General features: G+C 48.4%; 17 protein-coding genes. 12 read left to right on the top strand and 5 right to left on the bottom strand.

All coding sequences use genetic code 11. The features are described from left to right. Positions 1 to 10 precede the first annotated feature (10 nt). Genes ACOCLE_RS26245 through ACOCLE_RS26255 form a run of 3 tightly spaced genes read left to right on the top strand, consistent with a single transcriptional unit; the run spans position 11 to position 2,887 of the window. Positions 11 to 970: a type II secretion system F family protein gene (locus ACOCLE_RS26245; RefSeq protein WP_419534920.1), complete on the top strand. Its 960-nt coding sequence runs from the start codon at positions 11 to 13 to the stop codon at positions 968 to 970. A gap of 10 nt (positions 971 to 980) precedes the next feature. After that, a complete protein-coding gene (locus tag ACOCLE_RS26250; RefSeq protein WP_419534921.1) occupies positions 981 to 1,937 on the top strand; it encodes a type II secretion system F family protein in 957 nt (318 codons plus the stop codon). After that, positions 1,934 to 2,887 carry a tetratricopeptide repeat protein gene (locus ACOCLE_RS26255; RefSeq protein ID WP_419534922.1) on the top strand — a complete coding sequence of 318 codons (954 nt, stop codon included), beginning with the start codon at positions 1,934 to 1,936 and terminating at the stop codon, positions 2,885 to 2,887. Before ACOCLE_RS26250 ends, ACOCLE_RS26255 begins: the two co-directional genes overlap by 4 nt. A gap of 51 nt (positions 2,888 to 2,938) precedes the next feature. Here the strand turns inward: ACOCLE_RS26255 and lptB are convergent, their stop codons facing one another. The 5 genes from lptB to ACOCLE_RS26280 form a co-directional block, all read right to left on the bottom strand. Then, positions 2,939 to 3,664 (bottom strand): LPS export ABC transporter ATP-binding protein, encoded by a 726-nt coding sequence (gene lptB, locus ACOCLE_RS26260; RefSeq protein WP_419534923.1) that lies wholly within the window; start codon positions 3,662 to 3,664, stop codon positions 2,939 to 2,941. Between the two features lie 119 nt (positions 3,665 to 3,783). Then, positions 3,784 to 4,401, bottom strand: a complete 618-nt coding sequence (lptA, locus tag ACOCLE_RS26265; protein ID WP_419534924.1) for a lipopolysaccharide transport periplasmic protein LptA — start codon at positions 4,399 to 4,401, stop codon at positions 3,784 to 3,786. Further along, positions 4,388 to 4,972 (bottom strand): LPS export ABC transporter periplasmic protein LptC, encoded by a 585-nt coding sequence (lptC, locus tag ACOCLE_RS26270; RefSeq protein WP_419534925.1) that lies wholly within the window; start codon positions 4,970 to 4,972, stop codon positions 4,388 to 4,390. The genes lptA and lptC overlap by 14 nt, the downstream gene beginning before the upstream one ends. A 23-nt stretch (positions 4,973 to 4,995) precedes the next feature. Next, complete coding sequence (locus ACOCLE_RS26275; RefSeq protein ID WP_419534926.1) at positions 4,996 to 5,970, bottom strand: KpsF/GutQ family sugar-phosphate isomerase; 975 nt, start codon at positions 5,968 to 5,970, stop codon at positions 4,996 to 4,998. Between the two features lie 127 nt (positions 5,971 to 6,097). Further along, positions 6,098 to 7,060 (bottom strand): calcium/sodium antiporter, encoded by a 963-nt coding sequence (locus ACOCLE_RS26280; protein ID WP_419534927.1) that lies wholly within the window; start codon positions 7,058 to 7,060, stop codon positions 6,098 to 6,100. Between the two features lie 281 nt (positions 7,061 to 7,341). Between ACOCLE_RS26280 and ACOCLE_RS26285 the strand changes: the two genes are divergently transcribed. The 9 genes from ACOCLE_RS26285 (at position 7,342) to ACOCLE_RS26325 (ending at position 18,831) form a co-directional block, all read left to right on the top strand. Further along, the gene (locus ACOCLE_RS26285; protein ID WP_419534928.1) at positions 7,342 to 8,202 is read left to right on the top strand and encodes an ATP-binding cassette domain-containing protein; all 861 of its coding nucleotides are present in this window, start codon (positions 7,342 to 7,344) and stop codon (positions 8,200 to 8,202) included. Next, positions 8,192 to 8,986 carry a lipid asymmetry maintenance ABC transporter permease subunit MlaE gene (gene mlaE / locus ACOCLE_RS26290; protein WP_419534929.1) on the top strand — a complete coding sequence of 265 codons (795 nt, stop codon included), beginning with the start codon at positions 8,192 to 8,194 and terminating at the stop codon, positions 8,984 to 8,986. Before ACOCLE_RS26285 ends, mlaE begins: the two co-directional genes overlap by 11 nt. A 14-nt stretch (positions 8,987 to 9,000) precedes the next feature. Further along, entirely contained in the window at positions 9,001 to 9,465 is a 465-nt protein-coding gene (gene mlaD / locus ACOCLE_RS26295; RefSeq protein WP_419534930.1) for an outer membrane lipid asymmetry maintenance protein MlaD, read from the top strand. A gap of 43 nt (positions 9,466 to 9,508) precedes the next feature. Beyond that, on the top strand, positions 9,509 to 10,180 hold the full coding sequence (locus ACOCLE_RS26300) for an MlaC/ttg2D family ABC transporter substrate-binding protein (protein WP_419534931.1): 672 nt from the start codon (positions 9,509 to 9,511) through the stop codon (positions 10,178 to 10,180). Continuing rightward, positions 10,177 to 10,503: an STAS domain-containing protein gene (locus ACOCLE_RS26305; RefSeq protein WP_419534932.1), complete on the top strand. Its 327-nt coding sequence runs from the start codon at positions 10,177 to 10,179 to the stop codon at positions 10,501 to 10,503. Before ACOCLE_RS26300 ends, ACOCLE_RS26305 begins: the two co-directional genes overlap by 4 nt. Positions 10,504 to 10,599: 96 nt before the next feature. Next, positions 10,600 to 10,851, top strand: a complete 252-nt coding sequence (locus ACOCLE_RS26310; protein ID WP_066014487.1) for a BolA family protein — start codon at positions 10,600 to 10,602, stop codon at positions 10,849 to 10,851. 157 nt (positions 10,852 to 11,008) lie between these two features. Further along, on the top strand, positions 11,009 to 12,271 hold the full coding sequence (gene murA, locus ACOCLE_RS26315) for a UDP-N-acetylglucosamine 1-carboxyvinyltransferase (RefSeq protein WP_419534933.1): 1,263 nt from the start codon (positions 11,009 to 11,011) through the stop codon (positions 12,269 to 12,271). 266 nt (positions 12,272 to 12,537) lie between these two features. Then, the gene (locus ACOCLE_RS26320; RefSeq protein ID WP_419534934.1) at positions 12,538 to 17,136 is read left to right on the top strand and encodes a hypothetical protein; all 4,599 of its coding nucleotides are present in this window, start codon (positions 12,538 to 12,540) and stop codon (positions 17,134 to 17,136) included. 414 nt (positions 17,137 to 17,550) lie between these two features. Then, positions 17,551 to 18,831, top strand: a complete 1,281-nt coding sequence (locus tag ACOCLE_RS26325) for an ISKra4 family transposase (RefSeq protein ID WP_419532972.1) — start codon at positions 17,551 to 17,553, stop codon at positions 18,829 to 18,831. Positions 18,832 to 19,177 lie beyond the last annotated feature (346 nt).

Consider the following 19,177-nt stretch of genomic DNA (forward strand, 5'->3'; position numbering starts at 1 on the left):
GGGGCAGGCTATGTCTGACTCATTAAGTCTATTGCTGGCCATGACCTTTATGGCCGTCTTTATGGTCAGTATCGGGATACTGCTGCTGGGGCCCCGGCACAGAATCCAGAGGCGCCTGCACCACTACCTGGAAATGGTCGGGGGAGACCAGCCGGTGCATCAGGCACTGCGCAAGCGCTATGTGGATCAGCTGCATCCCTGGCTGCAGAGAATTGAGCATTTTCATTTTGTGGCGGAGCTGGATCTGCTGACTCTGCAGGCTGGCAAGGGTAACCGGGCACTGGAACTGCTGGTCAGTTGTCTGGCAATGTTGCTGATTTCCGGTGTGGTGTTGATCAGTCTGGATGTTTACTGGGTATTGGCCCTGGTGTCTTCGGTGTTGCTGGCATTGTTGCCTGTTGGCTACCTGCAACGGGTGAAAGAGCGGCGGATTACCGAGTTTGACCAGCAGATGCCTGACTGGCTGGATATGATGGTGAAAGGCTTGAAGGCCGGTCTGCCGCTGGTGGAAGCCATGAATCTCAGCGCCCGGGAACTGGGCGACCCAATGGCGGCGGAGTTAAGTGAAACAGTGCAGGATATTGAGTTCTCCAAGGATATGAAGCACGCATTTCTGGCCATGGTGGAACGGGTGCCCAGCGAACCGCTGCTGATGGTGGTCTCTGCCATCCTGCTGCAACATGAGACCGGCGGCAGCCTGCTGGAGTTGCTTTCTGGTCTCCGGGGCCAGATCCGGGAGCGTATTGGCTTCGACCGTCGTCTGCAAACCCTTTCTGCTGAAGGGCGGATGTCTGCATGGATACTGGTTTTACTGCCGTTTATTCTGGCGGTGGTGATCAACATGGTGTCGCCGGGTTACCTGAATCCACTGCTGGAGTCTGATACTGGCCTGACCATTCTGATGGTGGCCGGGGTGATGATGGTACTGGGTATTTTCTGGGTAGTTCGCCTGATCCGGATTCAGGTCTAAGGAGGCTGTCATGGCTGTGAAGGATGTAGCGCTGCCGGGACTGTTTGATCAGATGCTGGATCAACTGTTGCTGGTACGGGGTATCGGGTTGCTGCTGGTGGCCCTGGCCATTGGCCTACTGTCTTATGTGTTGATGTCCCGTTTGAGGGTCTTTCGCCAGATGAATCAGGAGGGGTTGGAGGTCAGAGGCTCAGCGCTGGGGTCCGGTGCATTTGCCCCTCACTGGTTGTCACCGGCACAGAAATATCTGCTGCCAGCGGATAAAAAAGAGCAGATAAGCGTAAGCCGTCGTTTGCTTCAGGCGGGTTATGGTCATGAGAATGCGGTACTGGTTTACCATGGGCTGAAAGCATTACTGGCGGTGGTGCTGGGGTTACTGTTTTTTCTATTGCACCCCTGGATGCCAGGTGCTTTGCCGGAATATCCCGGCATGGTCATGATGATGGGCGCAGCCATTGGTCTGATTTTCCCCTCCAAAGTACTGGACTCCCTGCGTCAGAGAAGGCAGCAACAGTTTATTGCCGGTCTGCCGCAGATGCTGGATATGCTGTTGATCTGTCTCTCTGCCGGGTTGAACCTGACCATGTCCATTAGCCGGTTACAGGAAGAGCTGCGTCTGGCGCATCCGCTGGTGGCCGAGGAGATGGGGCGGGTCAGTGCCGAACTGAATGCAGGGGTTGCCCTGGAGTTGGCATTGCATGATTTTGCCGAGCGCACCGGATTGCAGGAAGTGCGTGGCCTGGTGGGGACTCTGGTGGAAGCTAACCGTTATGGTGCCAACCTGTCTGACACTCTGCGGGACTATACCCAGGACTTCCGGGCCATCCGGCTGCACCGGGCTGATCTGCAGGCCGCAAAAATGAGTACACGACTGGTGTTTCCCATGGTCTGTTGTATCTGGCCGGGATTTTTTGTGGTGGTGGTTGGTCCGGCAATGTTGCGCATGTTGGAGGCGTTTGCAGGATGAATGGTGGTTTTACTCTCAAGTGGTTTGGTGTGGTTGTTCTGGCACTGTTGATGAGCGCTTGTTCTGGTATGCCGTCAGGTCAACCCGAGACGGATCAGGGAGCATTATATGAAGGGGATCTGACTGCAGACCTGCTGGGTGTGGTGGATGCGGCTACCGAGAAAGAGGCATTAGCCAAAGGTGACAATTACTGGGCAAGGGGCGATGGTGACCGGGCACTGCTTTATTACATTCGTGCCCTTGATCTGAATAAAAAATCATTTAATGCCGCAGCAAAAATTGCGGGTGTGCATCAGCATCGAGGTAATGCCATCTTGGCTGAGCAGGCATGGAGAACCGTGCTGGCTATTGATGATGAGCATGTGATGGCATTGGAGGCCATGGGATTACTAAAGCTTGAGCAGAGGGACTATATACAGGCCAATGGTTATTTACAGAAGGCTCTGGATTTGTGGAAAGTTCAGACTTTATCTTCTGAAAAGGATCAACCCATTTATACTCCATGGCTGGCCGCCAATGGGCTTGGAGTGATTGAAGACCTGAATCGTAAATATACGTCGGCGGTTGCTCACTATCATCGTGCACTGGAGATGGCTCCAAACCAGTCCATGCTGTTAAATAACCTGGGATACTCCAGCATGATGGCCGGCAAACTGGATCATGCAGAAGCGCATTTGCGCAAGGCGCTGCGGATAAAAGGCGACTATGGTCTGGCGCGGCGGAACCTCGCTCTGGTATTAACCCGTCGAAACCAGTCTGAGCATGCCGTCAGGGTGTTGACGCCGGTAATGGGCGAGGCTGCGGCCCGCAATGATGTGGGGTATATGATGATGTTGAATGATCAGCCAGATATGGCTGAAAAATTATTTCGGCAGGCTATCGAGCTGTCACCTTCTTACTACGATGAGGCGTGGAAGAATCTGGGGCAGTTGAAAGAGTTGCGTGGTTGACGGACCGCTGACCTCGTTCCCTGACAGGAACGAGGTGCAATTTAATGGATTTTACAGGCTGAACTGGTGCCCAAGATAAACGTCACGGACCTTCTGGTTGGACAGTACGGTATGGCTGTCGCCCTCAGCAATGATATGCCCTTCGCTGACGATATAAGCCTTCTCACAGATATCCAGCGTTTCCCGAACGTTATGGTCGGTAATCAAGACCCCGATACCCCGGTTCTGAAGATGACGGATGATGGACTTGATATCACCAACGGAGATTGGGTCAACACCGGCAAAGGGTTCGTCCAGAAGGATAAAGGTTGGATCGGTGGCCAGTGCCCTGGCAATTTCTGCTCGCCTTCTTTCACCACCGGACAGAGCCATGCCGGCACTGTCACGAATGTGGCCAATATTGAACTCATCCAGCAGCGATTCCATTTTCTCGACGCGCTGCTTTTTATTGAGATCTTTCCTGGTTTCCAGAATGGCCAGGATATTTTCCCTTACGGTGAGACGGCGAAAGATTGAGGCTTCCTGGGGAAGATAACCGATACCGGCACGAGCCCTGTGATGCATCGCCTGAAAGGTCAGGTCCTGCTGGTCAATGCTGACTTTACCGCCATCCGCTTTCACTAGTCCGACAATCATATAAAAACAGGTGGTCTTTCCTGCACCATTGGGACCCAGAAGGCCAACGATCTGGCCACTGTTAACCTGCAGAGAGACATCTTTAACCACCTCTCTGCCTTTATAGCTTTTACTAAGATGTTCTGCCTTGAGGATTGTCATCCGGTTGTCTGTTAACCTGAATAAAAAAACAAAGTACGCCTATGTCGTCGATAGCATGGACGTTGATTCAATGAAGACACCTGATAGATTATTGGCTCTACCTGCTGTCTCTGCCAGAGTCAGGGGGTGTTGATCGTGGCTTTTTCCTGACGGGGCTGAATAACCATTTGGACCCGGCCATTTTCTCCCTGGTTGGGGGTGCCTTTGGCGTTTACTGTCTGCAGTGCAACGTTATAGTAGATCTTTTCACCCTTAAAGGTATCTCCCTTTTGGGAGAGTTGGGCGTTTTTAATAAGTTCAATCTGGTCACCGTTGACATCGTAGCGAATCGTATTGCCCCAGGCCTGGACGGTTCCCTGCTCGCCAGGTTGAAGTTCTTCGTAATAAGCCCTGGCCTTGTTGCCCTGTGCAATGACTTTGGTTACCTCACGCCCCTTGGTGTAGATAGTGATGGTATCGCCGGTAATTCGGGTTGTTCCCTGGGTCATTACAACATCACCACGATAAACAGAGACCCCTGTTTTATTATCAATATCAGCAGCGTCTGAATTGATTTTGATAGGTTGCTGGCGATCTGCAGGTAATGCCATGGCCATAAGCGGTACAAACAACAGTCCGACAAGCCATTTTCTGTTCAGGAGTGTTTTGGGTTGTGGTAATTGAATTGTCATGGGTTGTCGCTTCCCTGACAGGGATAGATCAATGATTCTACAAATAAGCGGCTTATTCAGGCTCATAGACTCCCCGTACTCTGGACTTTAATTGAATCTTTCCCTGTTGGTACCAGGCTGTCATCCCAATTGCTCGTGTCTCGCCGGTTTCGCTGGTAATCAGAACAGGACGATCGGTATCGGCAATTTCCTCATCCGGAGATATTGTGATGAAATCGGTGTCCATTCTGACCTTTTGTACATTGGCCTGCTGCTTGGAAAGAGAGCTGCTTTGAATAACCACGACATTATCCCACAGTTCGATATCTTTGCCACCGGGCAGTAATTTTCCGTTCTCTGACTTTGATACCGTAACCTGCCCATTATCACTGAAGTTGGTCAATATCGGTTGTTGGAGCAGTGTGTTGTCATTGTGGGGATAGTGGGTAATGCTGTCAGACTTCAACTGATACTGTAATGCACCGAAAGCGTTGTACTCTTTAATCAGGGCATCGACCAGAAAGTAATCAGCATCCTGGCGAATGATTTCTGAACGGCTGGTGCTGACCGCTACTATAGAACCATCATAGGCCCAATAGCCAGCGACCAGCATCAGCATGAGAATTGCAGAGATAATCAGATGATTGCGGTAGGCCATCCAGGTTCCGTAACTGTTGCTGTTTAAACCACACCCGCTTTCAGCAAGTCATGCATGTTAATTGCGCCGACAGCATGCCGGTCATGATCAACGCAGATCAGAGCATTAATCTTTCTATCATCCATTATTCTCAGCGCTTCAGCGGCAAGAATATCAGGTGTAATTGTGGTGCACTTGATGGTCATGACATCATCAATCGTCGTGTTGTGTGGGTCTACCCCATGATCCAGGGCGCGACGAAGGTCTCCATCAGTAAAGATGCCAACGACAACGTTGTTCTCATCGATAATTGATGTCATGCCAAGGCCCTTTCGGGTCATTTCCAGCAGCGCTTCTCCCAGTCGGGTGCCTTTTTTGACCATCGGGATTCGATTGCCTTCGTGCATGATGTCTTGCACTTTGAGCAGCAGCCTGCGACCCAGTGCACCTCCAGGATGTGAGAATGCGAAGTCTTCAGCAGTAAACCCGCGAGCTTCCAACAGTGCAATAGCGAGTGCATCACCCATGACCAGCTGAGTGGTTGTACTGGATGTTGGTGCCAGATCCAGTGGGCAAGCTTCTTTGTCGACTCCTGTATTCAGGTTGACTTCTGCGGCCAGGGCCAGAGTAGAGGCTGGCTTGCCGGTCATACTGATAACCGAAGCGCCCATACGCTTGAACAGGGGGAGCAGGGTGACTACTTCGGCAGTTTCACCTGAGTTGGAAATAGCCAGCACGACATCGTCTGCGGTAATCATTCCCATGTCGCCATGGCTGGCTTCTCCGGGGTGAACATAAAATGCAGGTGTACCTGTACTGGCCAGCGTTGCACTGATTTTACGGGCAATATGTCCTGACTTACCCATACCCACCACAACGATACGGCCACGGCATTCCAGCATTAACCGGCAGGCATTGCTGAAGTCTTCACCAATACGTGGAAGCAGAGCTTCAATAGCATCCTTTTCGATCTGGATGGTTCGACGACCAATTTCAATAAAATTCTGGTCAGAGGTCATTTCAGTTAAGCCTTTGATGGAGCTGTCAGGATGTCATGGCGAAGCATAACGCTTAAGGCTCCGGTATAAAATAGTTCAGTGCATAGGAATGGGAGCATTCAGCTCCCGTTTCAGTTTGTATAAATGCCTATACAGTTTGTAAGTACAGCCATGTTCCGTAACAGGCATACCCTGCCAGAAGGATAATACCTGCAAAACGTCCAAGCGTTTTGGGTTTTTTACCGAGCATGGCCATGGCCGCCACGAGAACGGTGAATGCCAGCATGACGGTATAGTCTCTGGAGAAAACAGATTCGTTCAGTGGGCCGGGGGCAACCAGGCCTGGCATGGAAAGTACCGCCAGCAAATTGAAAATGTTTGAGCCCACAACATTGCCAAGCGCAATATCATGGTGGCCTCGTATTGCACTGGCTACAGAGGCGGCAAGTTCAGGAAGGCTGGTGCCAATGGCCACGACGGTCAAGCCAACAACCAGCTCGCTAACGCCCAGCAATGTTGCAATCTCTTTGGCACCCCAAACCAGAATCTGGGCACTGATCAGTAGCAGCACCAGTCCGCCAACAAGCTCAAGGTATGCTCTGCCTGAAGGCAGGTCTTCAATTTCTTCTGCTTCAGCCAGAGGCTCTTCAGGATGAGCTTTCTGCCAGATCACCATCAGATAGAGCGTAACAAACAGGCCGCTGAGCAGCACCAGACTTTCTGTAAGCCCAAGGTAGTTGTTTGCCAGGCAGGCACCGGCAATTACCGTGACAAATAACAGCCAGGGTATTTCACGTTTGGCAAGCGCTGTTTTTACCGGCAGCGGTGCAATGAGAGCGGTTATACCAAGAACCAGCCCCATATTGGCAATATTGGAACCAATGGCATTACCTACAGCAATATCCGTGTGCTCTTGAATAGCCGACATCAGTGAAACCAGAATTTCTGGTGCAGACGTACCTATAGATACGACTGTCAAGCCGATAAGCATGGGAGAAATTCCCCAGTTTCTCGCAGTAGCCGCGGCTCCGCCAACAAAACGGTCTGCACTCCAGGTGAGGAGTATGAAGCCAACAATAATGGCTGCTATGGCATAAATGGCAGGGCTCATTCAGGGAGGGTTCTCAAGGGTTGGTTCAAAGGAAGGGAGTGTATGGAAAATCAGGCAGGCAATGCAACTGCATTGCAGTCTGAATTGACCATATGCAGATAAGAATTGTCCGATAGAATTTAAGCGTTGCTATCAATAAGGTGCAATAAAAGTGTGAAACAGGTCATAATGTGTAGGGCTGTTGATGTTTTCTATATCACTGAATCTCGCAACGATACCTCAACAGTCCCTATGTCTGGATGACTTTTTAATTCTGTCTGTTGCAGGGATCTGCGTGCCCAATGATGAGTTCCATATCTTCAGGTGAAGAAAACAGTAGCGAAAGCCGCACAGATAATTTTGTAGAGATTCGTGGTTTGACCTTCTACCGAGGTTCCCGGGTTATCTTCAATAATATCGATATGGATATACCCCGTGGCAAAGTGGTAGGTATCATGGGGCCTTCCGGAACTGGAAAGACAACACTGCTTCGCCTGATTGGTCGTCAGCTGCGGCCTGATCAAGGCTCCATTCTGGTGGATGGTCAGGATCTGGCAGGTATGTCGAGAGATCAGCTCTTTGTCCAGCGTCGTAAAATGGGCATGCTCTTTCAGAGCGGTGCTCTTTTTACTGATTTGACCGTATTCGAAAATGTTGCTTTTCCTCTGCGTATTCATACACAACTATCTGAATTGATGATTCGTGACATCGTATTGATGAAACTGCATGCAGTGGGTCTGCGTGGCGCATCATCTCTGATGCCCAGTGAACTGTCTGGTGGTATGAGTCGTCGGGTTGCTCTGGCTAGAGCTATCGCTCTTGACCCTGAAATGGTGATGTATGATGAGCCATTTGTCGGACAGGACCCGATTGCTATGGGGGTATTGGTGGAGTTGATTCGCAAACTGAATCAGGCTCTGGGAATCACCAGTATCATTGTTTCTCATGACCTTCATGAAACGGCCAGTATTGCCGATTTGCTGTATCTCATTGCGGATGGTGAAGTGATTGGGGTAGGAACACCTGATGAAATGCTGAACTCAAGCGATGCCAGAGTGCGTCAGTTTATGCAGGGATTACCGGATGGACCGGTTCCTTTTCACTATCCTGCGGATGATTATCAAAACGACTTACTGGCTCCGGGGGAACTAAATGAAGCTTGATGTTCTGGACCGGTTAGCTCAACTCGGTCAGTTTGGTCTTGGTCATATCCAATCGCTCGGGCGTTCCGGGATTTTTCTGTTTCTGTCGATTTTTTCAAGGGCTGGATTCAGCGGGCGTGGCTCTCTGCTGATTCAGCAACTCTATAATGTAGGTGTACTGTCGTTAATCATTGTAACGGTCTCAGGGCTTTTTATCGGCATGGTTCTGGGCTTGCAGGGTTATAGTATTCTGGTTCGCTATGGTTCAGAGGGTGCTGTTGGGCAGTTGGTAGCGCTAAGCCTGGTTCGTGAACTGGGACCGGTGGTAACGGCTCTGTTATTTGCCGGCCGCGCTGGTTCTGCGCTGACTGCTGAGATTGGGCTGATGAAGGCTACAGAACAGTTGTCCAGCATGGAAATGATTGGTGTCGACCCTTTAAAGCGGGTGATTGCTCCACGTTTCTGGGCGGGTGTTATTTCAATGCCTCTATTGGCAGCCATCTTCAACCTTGTGGGGATTCTTGGTGGTGTCATGGTTGGTGTTGATTGGCTGGGCATTTATGAAGGGTCATTCTGGACAGGTATGCAACAGTCGGTTGATTTTGTGCACGATGTTGGCAATGGCATGGTGAAAAGTCTGGTGTTTGGTATTGTGGTCACCTGGATTGCAGTTTTCCAGGGATATGATGCAATTCCGACATCAGAAGGCATCAGCCGTGCGACAACAAGAACGGTTGTTTACTCATCCCTTGCTGTTCTTGGATTGGATTTCATTTTGACCGCAGTGATGTTTGGTGAGCTTTAAGGAGAGAGCATAAAATGCGGATGCGTACGGTAGAAATCAGTGTCGGCGCCTTTATGCTGGCGGGAATGTTGGCACTGGTCGCTATGGCGGTAAAGGTCAGTGGGCTTTCCCTTAAGAGTGGCGGTGAAACTTATGAGCTTCATGCTTATTTTGATAACACTGGAGCACTGAAGCCTCGGTCAAAAATATCAATGGCAGGTGTGACGGTTGGCAAGGTCAAAAAAATCGAGCTGGACAAAACTACTTACATGGCCAAAGTGGTGATGGATATTGATCAGCGGATCGATAACATACCGATCGACAGTACTGCATCGATTGTGACGGCAGGGTTACTGGGAGAGCAATACATCAGTATCAGTATTGGTGGTGATGAGGCGTATCTGCGTGATGGTGAGCGTTTTGAAGACACTCAGTCAGCCCTGATCCTTGAAGAATTAATTGGTAAGTTTCTTCTGGGTACGGTAAATAAAGGTGAGTAGCTTTCTGTTAAGAGGAAGGTTCTCTGGTTAGCGGATGGAATGGATGATGAGACGCAATAAATCGTTTGTCGCAGCTCTTGTAGTGCTTTTGTTACAGTGGTCTTCAACTATCTTTGCTGCTGAGCAGGCAATTGAGTCGCCACAGAAGGAAGTGGAAAGGATTACCAGTGAGCTTCTGGCAACGTTCGAAAAAAATGTTGATGAGTATAAAAAGAACGATGCAGCCTTTATTGCGGAAGTGGATCGGCAGCTATCACCCGTTGTTGCCTTTGACTCCATTGCCCGGGGGGTGATGGGCAAATACTCCCGCCGTGCAAAACCAGGGCAGGTTGAGCAGTTTTCAACGACGTTTAAAGACAGCCTGATCAGCTTTTATGGCAAGGCGTTGTTGAAACTGGACGATACCCGGTTAACCATAGAGAAAGTTGACTCCGTTCCTGAATCGGTTCTTAAAGACTATCAGTCAGGTAAAGCACGGCTGATTCCCGTAGGTATGACAGTCAGAACCTCATCAGGTACTGTGGCTATTTCTTATTCAATGGTGCATCTGGACGGACGTTGGAAGCTCAGGAATATCATTGTTGATGGCATTAATATTGGCATTCAGTTTCGCAACCAGTTTGCAGAAGCCATGAATAAACATGGAGACATTCAATACGTAGTGGATCACTGGCCAGAGATTATGAAAGGTGCTGCAGCGGATAAGAAATCATGACGCTGGAAGTGGTCGCGCCGGAAAGGTTTAAGCTTAATGGAGTGATCAACTTCGAAACTTCCCCTGTGGTTGAACGACAGGGACGCCTTCTGTTGCAGGAGACTGGGGGAGAGCGTTGGGAAATTGATTTGAGTGGTATTACTCAGGCCGACAGTTCAGCCTTGTCCGTCTGTCTATCCTGGACAAGGCTTGCAGGTGACCATCAGAAATCTGTTTGTTTTACAGGCATGCCTGATGAATTAGAGGCTCTTGCACAGGTTTGCGGTATTCAGCGGTTGTTAGATAGTGTGAGCTGTTTGGCAGGCGAATCCCCTGTTGAATAAACGTGGGGACTATCAATGGAACCCTCTCTCAGATATGATTGACCGATTTTACTGTTCCCTTTAATTCCTGATTGTTATTCCCTGAGAGGTTGGATCATGCAAGCCGAAGAGGTCAAGGCGCTGCTGGAGAAAGAGATTGCGGGCTCACAAGTGATTGTAGAGGGTGAAGGATGTGACTTTCGCCTGACCGTAATCAGTGACCAGTTTGAAGCCAAGAGACCGGTTCAGCGTCAGCAGATGATCTATTCTCACCTGAACCCATTTATTACCAGTGGTGCAATTCACGCTGTATCAATGGTGGCTCTGACCACTGCCGAGCGTGCCAGACAGCTGGATAATCAGGATTAACAGGACTCTTGAAAGGTTTAATCTGACAACGATCATGCCTGCCTGGGGTAGATACTGGTTTATAGCTGTATTGCTGTATGTACATTGCGCCTTCCCCGGGTACCCTCCGATGATAATGTCTTGTCTGACTGCCTTTCCGGTCATTAAGTGAGAAACCATGGATAAACTGATTATCACCGGTGGTGTGCGTCTTGATGGAGAGATCCGGGTCTCTGGCGCAAAAAACTCTGCCCTGCCGATCCTGGCTGCGACTCTGCTGGCTGACTCTCCGGTTACGGTATGCAATCTGCCGCATTTGCATGACATCACTACTATGTGTGAGCTGTTTGGCTGCATGGGTGTTGAGTTGCTGGTGGATGAAAAGATGAACGTTGAAGTTCATGCCAGCACAATTAAGCAGCTCATTGCACCGTATGAGCTGGTAAAGACCATGCGTGCCTCAATTCTGGTGCTTGGTCCACTGCTGGCCAGATTTGGCCATGCTGAAGTTTCCCTGCCTGGCGGTTGTGCTATTGGTAGCCGTCCAGTTGATCTGCACATCCGTGGCTTGCAGGCCATGGGGGCGGATATTGTTGTTGAAGATGGCTATATCAAAGCCAGCGTGAAGGACCGCCTGAAAGGTGCGCATATCCTGATGGACACTGTAACGGTGACCGGGACGGAAAACATCCTGATGGCTGCTGCACTGGCTGATGGTGAAACCATCATTGAAAATGCAGCTCGTGAGCCCGAAGTCGTTGATCTCGCTGAGTGCCTGATTACCATGGGTGCGAAAATAGAGGGTCATGGAACTGATGTGATCCGCGTTCAGGGTGTGGAACGTCTCAATGGCTGTACGTACTCTGTACTGCCAGATCGTATTGAAACCGGCACCTACCTGATTGCTGCCGCTGCGACTGGTGGCCGGATTCGTTTGAAAGACACCCAGCCTGATATTCTGGATGCGATTCTGCTCAAGCTTCGGGAGGCCGGTGCTTCTGTTGAATGGGGTGATGACTGGATTGAACTGGATATGAAAGGCAAGCGCCCAAAGGCTATTGACCTGAAAACGGCGCCTTATCCAGCGATGCCCACGGATATTCAGGCGCAGTTCACCGCACTGAACACCATTGCTGAAGGTACAGGGCGGATTACCGAAACCGTATTTGAAAACCGTTTCATGCATGTGCAGGAAATGAAGCGCATGGGGGCCGATGTTGATGTTGAAGGGAACACGGTCATCATCAAAGGTGTTGACCAGCTGAAGGCTGCTCCTGTGATGGCAACGGATCTCCGGGCTTCGGCCAGCTTAGTCATTGCTGGGCTGGTTGCTGAGGGTGATACCGTTGTAGAGCGTATCTACCATATTGACCGTGGCTATGAGTGCATCGAAGAAAAGCTTCAGCAACTCGGTGCCAAAATTCGTCGCGTACCTGCCTGATTTCTTCCTGATTTCCTTATATTTTTTCTTTTTTTCCCCATTTTTTGATCAGAAAGTCAAAAAATGGGGAACTTTCTTTATTGTCTTCATTCTAAACAAACGTGTGTTTAAATCTGCCGCCACGCATTGATTATTTTATTAAAAATTAATGATTTCAATGTGTTGCGTTTTAATTGTAATTGGCCAGTCATACTAACACGCCTGTTAATGACTAAACTGGTAACTAAGTTTAAAAATAACAAATAAAGTAGGAATGGAGCCCTAAAATGCCCACGGATAAGGTAAATAACAGTGTTGTTCCAGCCCAGGGAAGAGGCGATACACCACTCCCTGAGAATTTGGCTGAGCCAAAACAGTCCGAGAAGGCCGGTAAGACAAGAAATGGCTTCTCAGTGGGTGCTGTTACAGAGGACGTTCGGCCAAAAACTCCTACTGTCCCAGACTCTGCTGAATCTCGCTTCAATAGAGCTCATCAGGCAACTCCTTCTTTATCCGAACAGTTGGATTCTGTATCTAATGGTGAGGATGAAGATGAATTCTTGGATGCTGAAGCATACCAACCTTGGGCAGATGATATTAAACCTCGCGATTTTACCGATGAGGTATCTGCTGATGCGTTAATTACTGACCATTCTGAAAAGCAATACGCCAGTAACAATCTGCATTCTTACTCTCCAGTGTCAGATCAACCCGATCATGTTTCTGATGATGGGGATGAATTGGAGTTTTTTGACGCTAGGTCAGATGTTTCCTTGACCGATGAGGTTGAAACCCGTGATCGTTCTGACGCGTTAGCTGGTGGGCCAGTCACTGCGAAGACCAGTACGCCTGAGGACGGTGATGTCCAAGAGCAGCCAGTTGATCAGCCAGGCTTTTTGGGTCGTCTATGGTCTGGGGCTGTTCATGGTGCGGGACGTGTTGCCCAGTGGGCTGGGCGACTGGTTGAAGCGGTTAAGGATAATGCCGTAAAGCCTGTTATTAATAAGGTTGTCGAAAAACGTGAAGCCATCAAAGAAGCGGCCCAGCAGGTAGAGAACAAAACTCATGCAGGAGAGGTCATCTACCGGGTTGTGGCTTCTTATATTACTGGGACAGATCCGGGCAAAGGTCAGCCAATCGTTACAGTTCCTAACAAGTCTCAGGCTCTCGACGCTACTGCCAGATTACTGAATGTTTTGACCGTTGGCTTTTCTGCAAAGAAAGGCATGCTCGACGCTGCTGGCAGATTAGGGCATGTTATGAGCGCTGGAACACTTCCAATGGAAGACTTCTGGGCCTGTGAAGAGGATATCATCAGGCTTGATGAGGTCATTGTTGGCGATGCTGCTTTCAGGAACGTTCAGGCGCATATCAGACGCCTTGAAAATGGACATATTGTAATTTCAGATCTGTCGTTTCTTCTGGTTCCACATAAAGGTGATCAGCCTTTAGCGTCAACTGGTGAAGGCGTTGCTGTTGAGCCTGACCTCTATGAAAGTGTTGATGTGAGACTGAAAAATGTGGAAATCGCTTGTCCACTGCCTTCCGATAGAGAAAAGCAGGCTAAAGCGGTGGCTGCGGCGGTTACTATGCAGCCAGAGGCGGCGGCTGGTCTCATATGTGAAGCTTTCTGCCCTGAACTGGCAACCATTTCCATTGGTAAGGTTGAAGGTACTACCCGTGGACGCTGGTTAGAAGGTGGCACCGCTGATGAAGCTAAATTCCAGCTGGAGAATACTTCCTTAAAACTGCATATCAATAAGGATTTTTATCCAGGCCTGACGCCTGAAGTAACTGTTACGCCGGGGAATATAAAAGGCGGTATAAAAAGTGACAGCTTTATTTCTAAAGCTAGTGCAAAGATCCGTATTGATGAGGAACGTTCAGGTGAGGTTGAAACGAAGACAACCATTGATTTATCAAAAATCAGTTGGTTGCTTAAGCCGTTTGGCAAAGTAAAGGTTCGTTTTAAATCCAGAATTGAAAATGGTGTTGCTCCACTGGATGGTTTTCACAATAAAATTGATGTATCGATTGGTAACCGGCTGGTGCGCTTTCTGGTAAAAACCGTTCTTAAGAATACCTTAAAGTCTCGTCTTTCAGGTTTAACGGTTAAAGATGGACAGAATACATTAAAGCTGCAGCTATCTCTCCTTTATGAAGATGGCACGTTTGGTCGTTTCCCCAAATTTGTCCGGTTCGTGAACGGCTTAATTGGTAGTCACCCCATTGAAATTCCCATACCCCTTTGTGGTCTCAGACCAATGGAGAAAGGTAAGAAGGGGCTCGGCTATGTTGTGATTGGCGATATGAGTCGTGGAATACTGCCGTGTGCCAGCTCTCTTTACTGTAAGAGGCATGAAGACTTATTAGCGGAAGCAGAGCAATCTCTGAGGGCTCCGAAACTGAATGGGACCGACGACCCTGTTCTTGTTGCAGCAGAAAAGATCATGGCTGAAGCAGAAGATGAGCGTAAAAGGTATAACTTTTCCGCCGAAGAAAGCCTGTACCGACGCATGCCCCTGCCGGTCATGATGACCTATGTTAACCATGTCAAAGAAAAACCAGAAGATCTGGCTAATCGCAAAAGACTGGTTCGCTTGATGGCCACTCTTACCGATGTGATGCCAAATAAAGCTCTTCAGCTGATTAAAGCCACCAGTGCGAGTGAAAAATTTCCTTTTGCCGACCTGTCATTGGAACAGCTTAAGGATGGTGCATTTACGTTACCGACAGAGCAGTATTTCCTGATCAGTTTGATCATGACTGAATTGAGGAAACCTGAGCCTGTTGATGCAAGAACCGAAGAGCTTGAAGAGTTCCATCGTCAGACAACGTTGCTTCGTGATGTGTTCTATCGTTGGAATACAGCACAGAAAAGCCGTGATGGAAGTGCTCAGGATTTGACCAGACCGGATACAACACCTGAAGCAGGGAAAGCATTGTTTGAAACCGTGGCGGATAAAATTAAAGGCCAGCAGGCACTTATTGCTCCCCTTCTTCCCGCGCCCATATCTGCAGCCATGATCGCTGCTGTTGGCGCTCAGCAGCTTCAGGCGCTTGAGCGACCAAAAACAAATTCGGAGAAGTTTGCGGAAGGTATTAATAATTCTGAAGAGCTTTATCAGGATCGCCGTAGAAATGAGCAGGCTGAGGCCAAAGGATGGACGGCTCAGGCTATGAAGTATGCTGTTGACTTTGCCGAAGCTGTCCTGCCAAGGCCATTAGAGGCAAGAACTCTGGAAAATGAGCTCAGTCGAAGAATGCTTGAGCAGGATTTGGCTCTGGCTGGTATGAAAATGGAAAAAGTTATTGCCGGAAGCGCTTGCGATAGCTGGATGGATTCAAGGTATTGGCGAGTAGTTGGAGCAATGTGCAACTCCGGCCACTGCTCGACTCATGAAGCCGCAATGGCTGTCATGAAGCAGGGGCGCGCGCCATTCCATAGCCGATTGGCTTACCTCAGCAATCTCCTTGAGCTGACTGCGGGTGGGTATGATCTTGATAAAGCGGTCCGAAGCTTTTTTATGGAAGCTCCTCAGTCATTACTGCAGGAAATGGTGGATTACTATACCCAAAAGTCCGGTCACCAGTTTGCTGATCTTAAAACATTCGAGGCATACGGAAATCTCATGCGGCTGGCTAAAGCGTCCATGGGAGAACAGCGACAGCAGGTAATCAGTGAAATGGTAGAGAATAATACCTCGTGGCTACTGCGAGATATGATTCGCCCCTGTCACCGGATGCAGGAAAACCGCACATGCTGGGAGATCATGAAGCAGGTAGAAAAGATTCAGGGTGATGCTCAAACATTTGCAATGGGGAAAACCGGGGAAGAGAGAAAAGAAATTGCAGCCTGGTGTGATGAGCAGTGTCAGGCGCTGCTTTCCATTTTGCCTCTGGAACGAATGAGTGAGCAGTTGTCACGAGCCAAGAGCGTGGGTGATAACATGAGTCATTCACACGCCAATAAATATTTCATGGCGCCTTTCCAGAGAGAGGATCTTGAGAATATCCTTTGTAAGGCCTATGGAATGGTAGCGAAGTACTCTCCTGAGAAAGTGGTTCCTGGCGTGCTGGATCGTCAGCATGAGAATAGGCTGCTTTGTGATCTTTCGCATCAGGCGAAAGATAATGAGCAGGTTCGTGAGCTGCTGCAGACGCACCTTCTCTGTCGCGTGATTCTGGATAAGACCGGCCGAATGATGAAACCCGGTGAAGTCGTTTCATTTGAAGATTATATGAAAGGGATTGTCGGAGTTCTGGCTGGCTACACAAACATGATTACTTCACTGCCTTTGGGAGGACCTCTTTTATTGAAAGCTGTTGGGGCGGGGTATGCTGCAAGCTTTGGTCGTGATGCGTCGGATAGCCGTTACAGCTGGGCTGACCAGCTTTCCAGTGTACTTTCTGCTGGCAAAAACAGGATATGGTCTCTTGTCACTGGTGACCAGGGACCTGAGAGTTTTGAAGCTGCAGTTGCAGAGATTTACCAGGAAACCAAAGGAATACCTGAGGAACTTGAAAATTATCCATTGGATAGGGCTCCACTGCTCCCGGCATTTAGTGAGCAGGCACTGAAAATGAGCCTGACCAATCAGGACATGATTGACATGCTGCGAAGTGCTTTTCCAGTTGGTGATGAAGGTCTCTCCAAGGATCAACTGTTGCGGTTGATTACACCTTATTCTGGTGATGATAAGAAAGAAGCTATCCAGAATTTATCTCTGGAGGCCAGTCATGAACTTCAGGAGGCAATTAATGACCAGGAAATTGATGTGTCTGGCTCGTTTGAAAAAGCTTCTACTGGTCGATCAGTTCAGATTCCGGATGATGTTTCAGAAATTGTTGGCTGGCTTGAGCAGCAGGCTGCTGCAGCTGCCTAGGCTCAGTGACATAACATTTTCGTGGTGCCTCAAGTTTGAGTACTCACTCCTATGCCGTTTCTGCTTGAGCTTTAACGGCTAAACTCACTACTGCTTTTAGCAGATTACTGCGTCCTTACTCGAGGTCAAAACCGCTGAGAAAGAATCTTTATATCAACAGAATCAACGATTCAGCCATTACCCCTCCTCAGAAATAGATATTTCGCACCCACTAAGTAGCTGGCCATATGGAATCGAATATTTCTGGGTGAGTGGATAGTTACTTACGATTAACCTTGTAAAGATCTTCACTTACAGGGAGTAAAAAGGTTAAATACGAGGAAATACTGTTGGGTGCTCTCTCTGAATGATTGAAACAATAGTGCTCTATTTTCACAGCTACTATGGGAACACCACTCATAATAGTTAACTGTCATGCCCGCTTCTGTTATTTCCAGCTCTACCAAAAGCATCGTTTTGCAAATTGAAGTTTCTATAGATTCAGGCAACATGCTGAATCTTGAAGATAGTTTACAGCGTGCACTCAATGAAGCCGGGCAGCTTGGAACAAAAGAGTTATTGGGGCTATTTGAATCACCCAATAAAGAACCTATCGTCGTTAATCAGCAGAAGTGGAACTACAAAGGAAAGGTTCTTAAGCACTATGAAACCTTATACGGTCGTATACCTTTGGAGCGCTCCGTATATCAGGGTGTCAGAGGTGGCAGTACTCTGGCAGCACTTGATCTTCGTGCCGGTATTATTGGTTCAGCTACCCCCAAATTTGCCAAGTCTATCGCCTGGAAATACAGCCAGATGCCAGCGCCTGCGGTAAAAGAAGATTTTGAGACCAACCATCAAAGGACGCTTTCAAATTCTTATATCAAGCATTTATCGGACAGAGTAGGTGCATTAATTGAAGACCAGCAAGACACTCACTACCACCTTCCTCCACTAAAAGAGCCTGTTGAAACAATAGCCATTGGTCTGGATGGAACCTGCATGCTGCTTTGTGAAGAAGGCTGGAGGGAAGCCATGTGTGGGACATTGAGCCTATATTCTGCAGATGGAGACAGGCTCCACACGATATATACAGCCAGTTCGCCAGAGTATGGTAAACAAAGCTTTATGAGCAAGCTCGACGAGGAGATTGCAGATCTAAAACGACTCTACCCAAATGCCACATACATCGGGGTAGCTGACGGGGCTAGAGAAAACTGGAGTTATTTGAAACAACATACCTCTGGGCAGATACTCGATTTTTATCATGCATCTGAATATTTAGCTGGAGCAGCGGAAGCACTGTTTCCAACCAGTAAGGCGAAGCGACACCAGTGGCTTGAAGACAGGCTACATAGTTTGAAAAACAAGCGTGGAGCAGCCAAAAAAATCCTTCAGGAAATTGAATCAGCCGAGCTCCCGAAAAAGACAATCGCACTGACAGAGAAGCGCTACAAAGCTGTGAGCTATTTTACAAACAATCACCAGTTAATGAATTATCATCAGGCGCTTAAACGCCATTGGCCAATAGGTTCAGGAGTTACTGAAGCGGCTTGTAAGACTCTGGTAAAGCAACGATTATGTGGTTCTGGAATGAGGTGGAAAGCAACAGGAGCGGAAGTGCTTTTGACAACAAGAGCACTGATCCAGAGTAAGGGGCGCTGGGAACAACTTTGGTCTGAGTTCATGACTGGAAAGGTTGAAGCTAACCTATGAGTCAGTTATCAAATTGAGAGAGCACCCATACTGTTTTTCTAATTCGATTGTTAAATGTTAAGAGGTTGGCGTTGCTTTGGCTGCTGTTTAATGACTTTAATTAAAAATAAAACAGCAACTGATAATGGTTTTGGAGATTTTTTTAGAAATATAGGGTTAATTAATTTCTGGCTTCCATTTCTTGCAGGTGGTTATTAGTAGTGTGATGATGTTAGGAATAAACCCCAAAGATATATATATCGATTTACATTTATTTTACGTGATTTTTTGGATTAATGGTCAAATACCAAGGAACTTTTCTTCTTTTAAATATTCTAACGAAACTATAGTTTTAAATTGACAGAGA

Source organism: Endozoicomonas sp., from assembly GCF_965196975.1.
In the GTDB taxonomy this organism is placed as follows: Bacteria; Pseudomonadota; Gammaproteobacteria; order Pseudomonadales; family Endozoicomonadaceae; genus Endozoicomonas.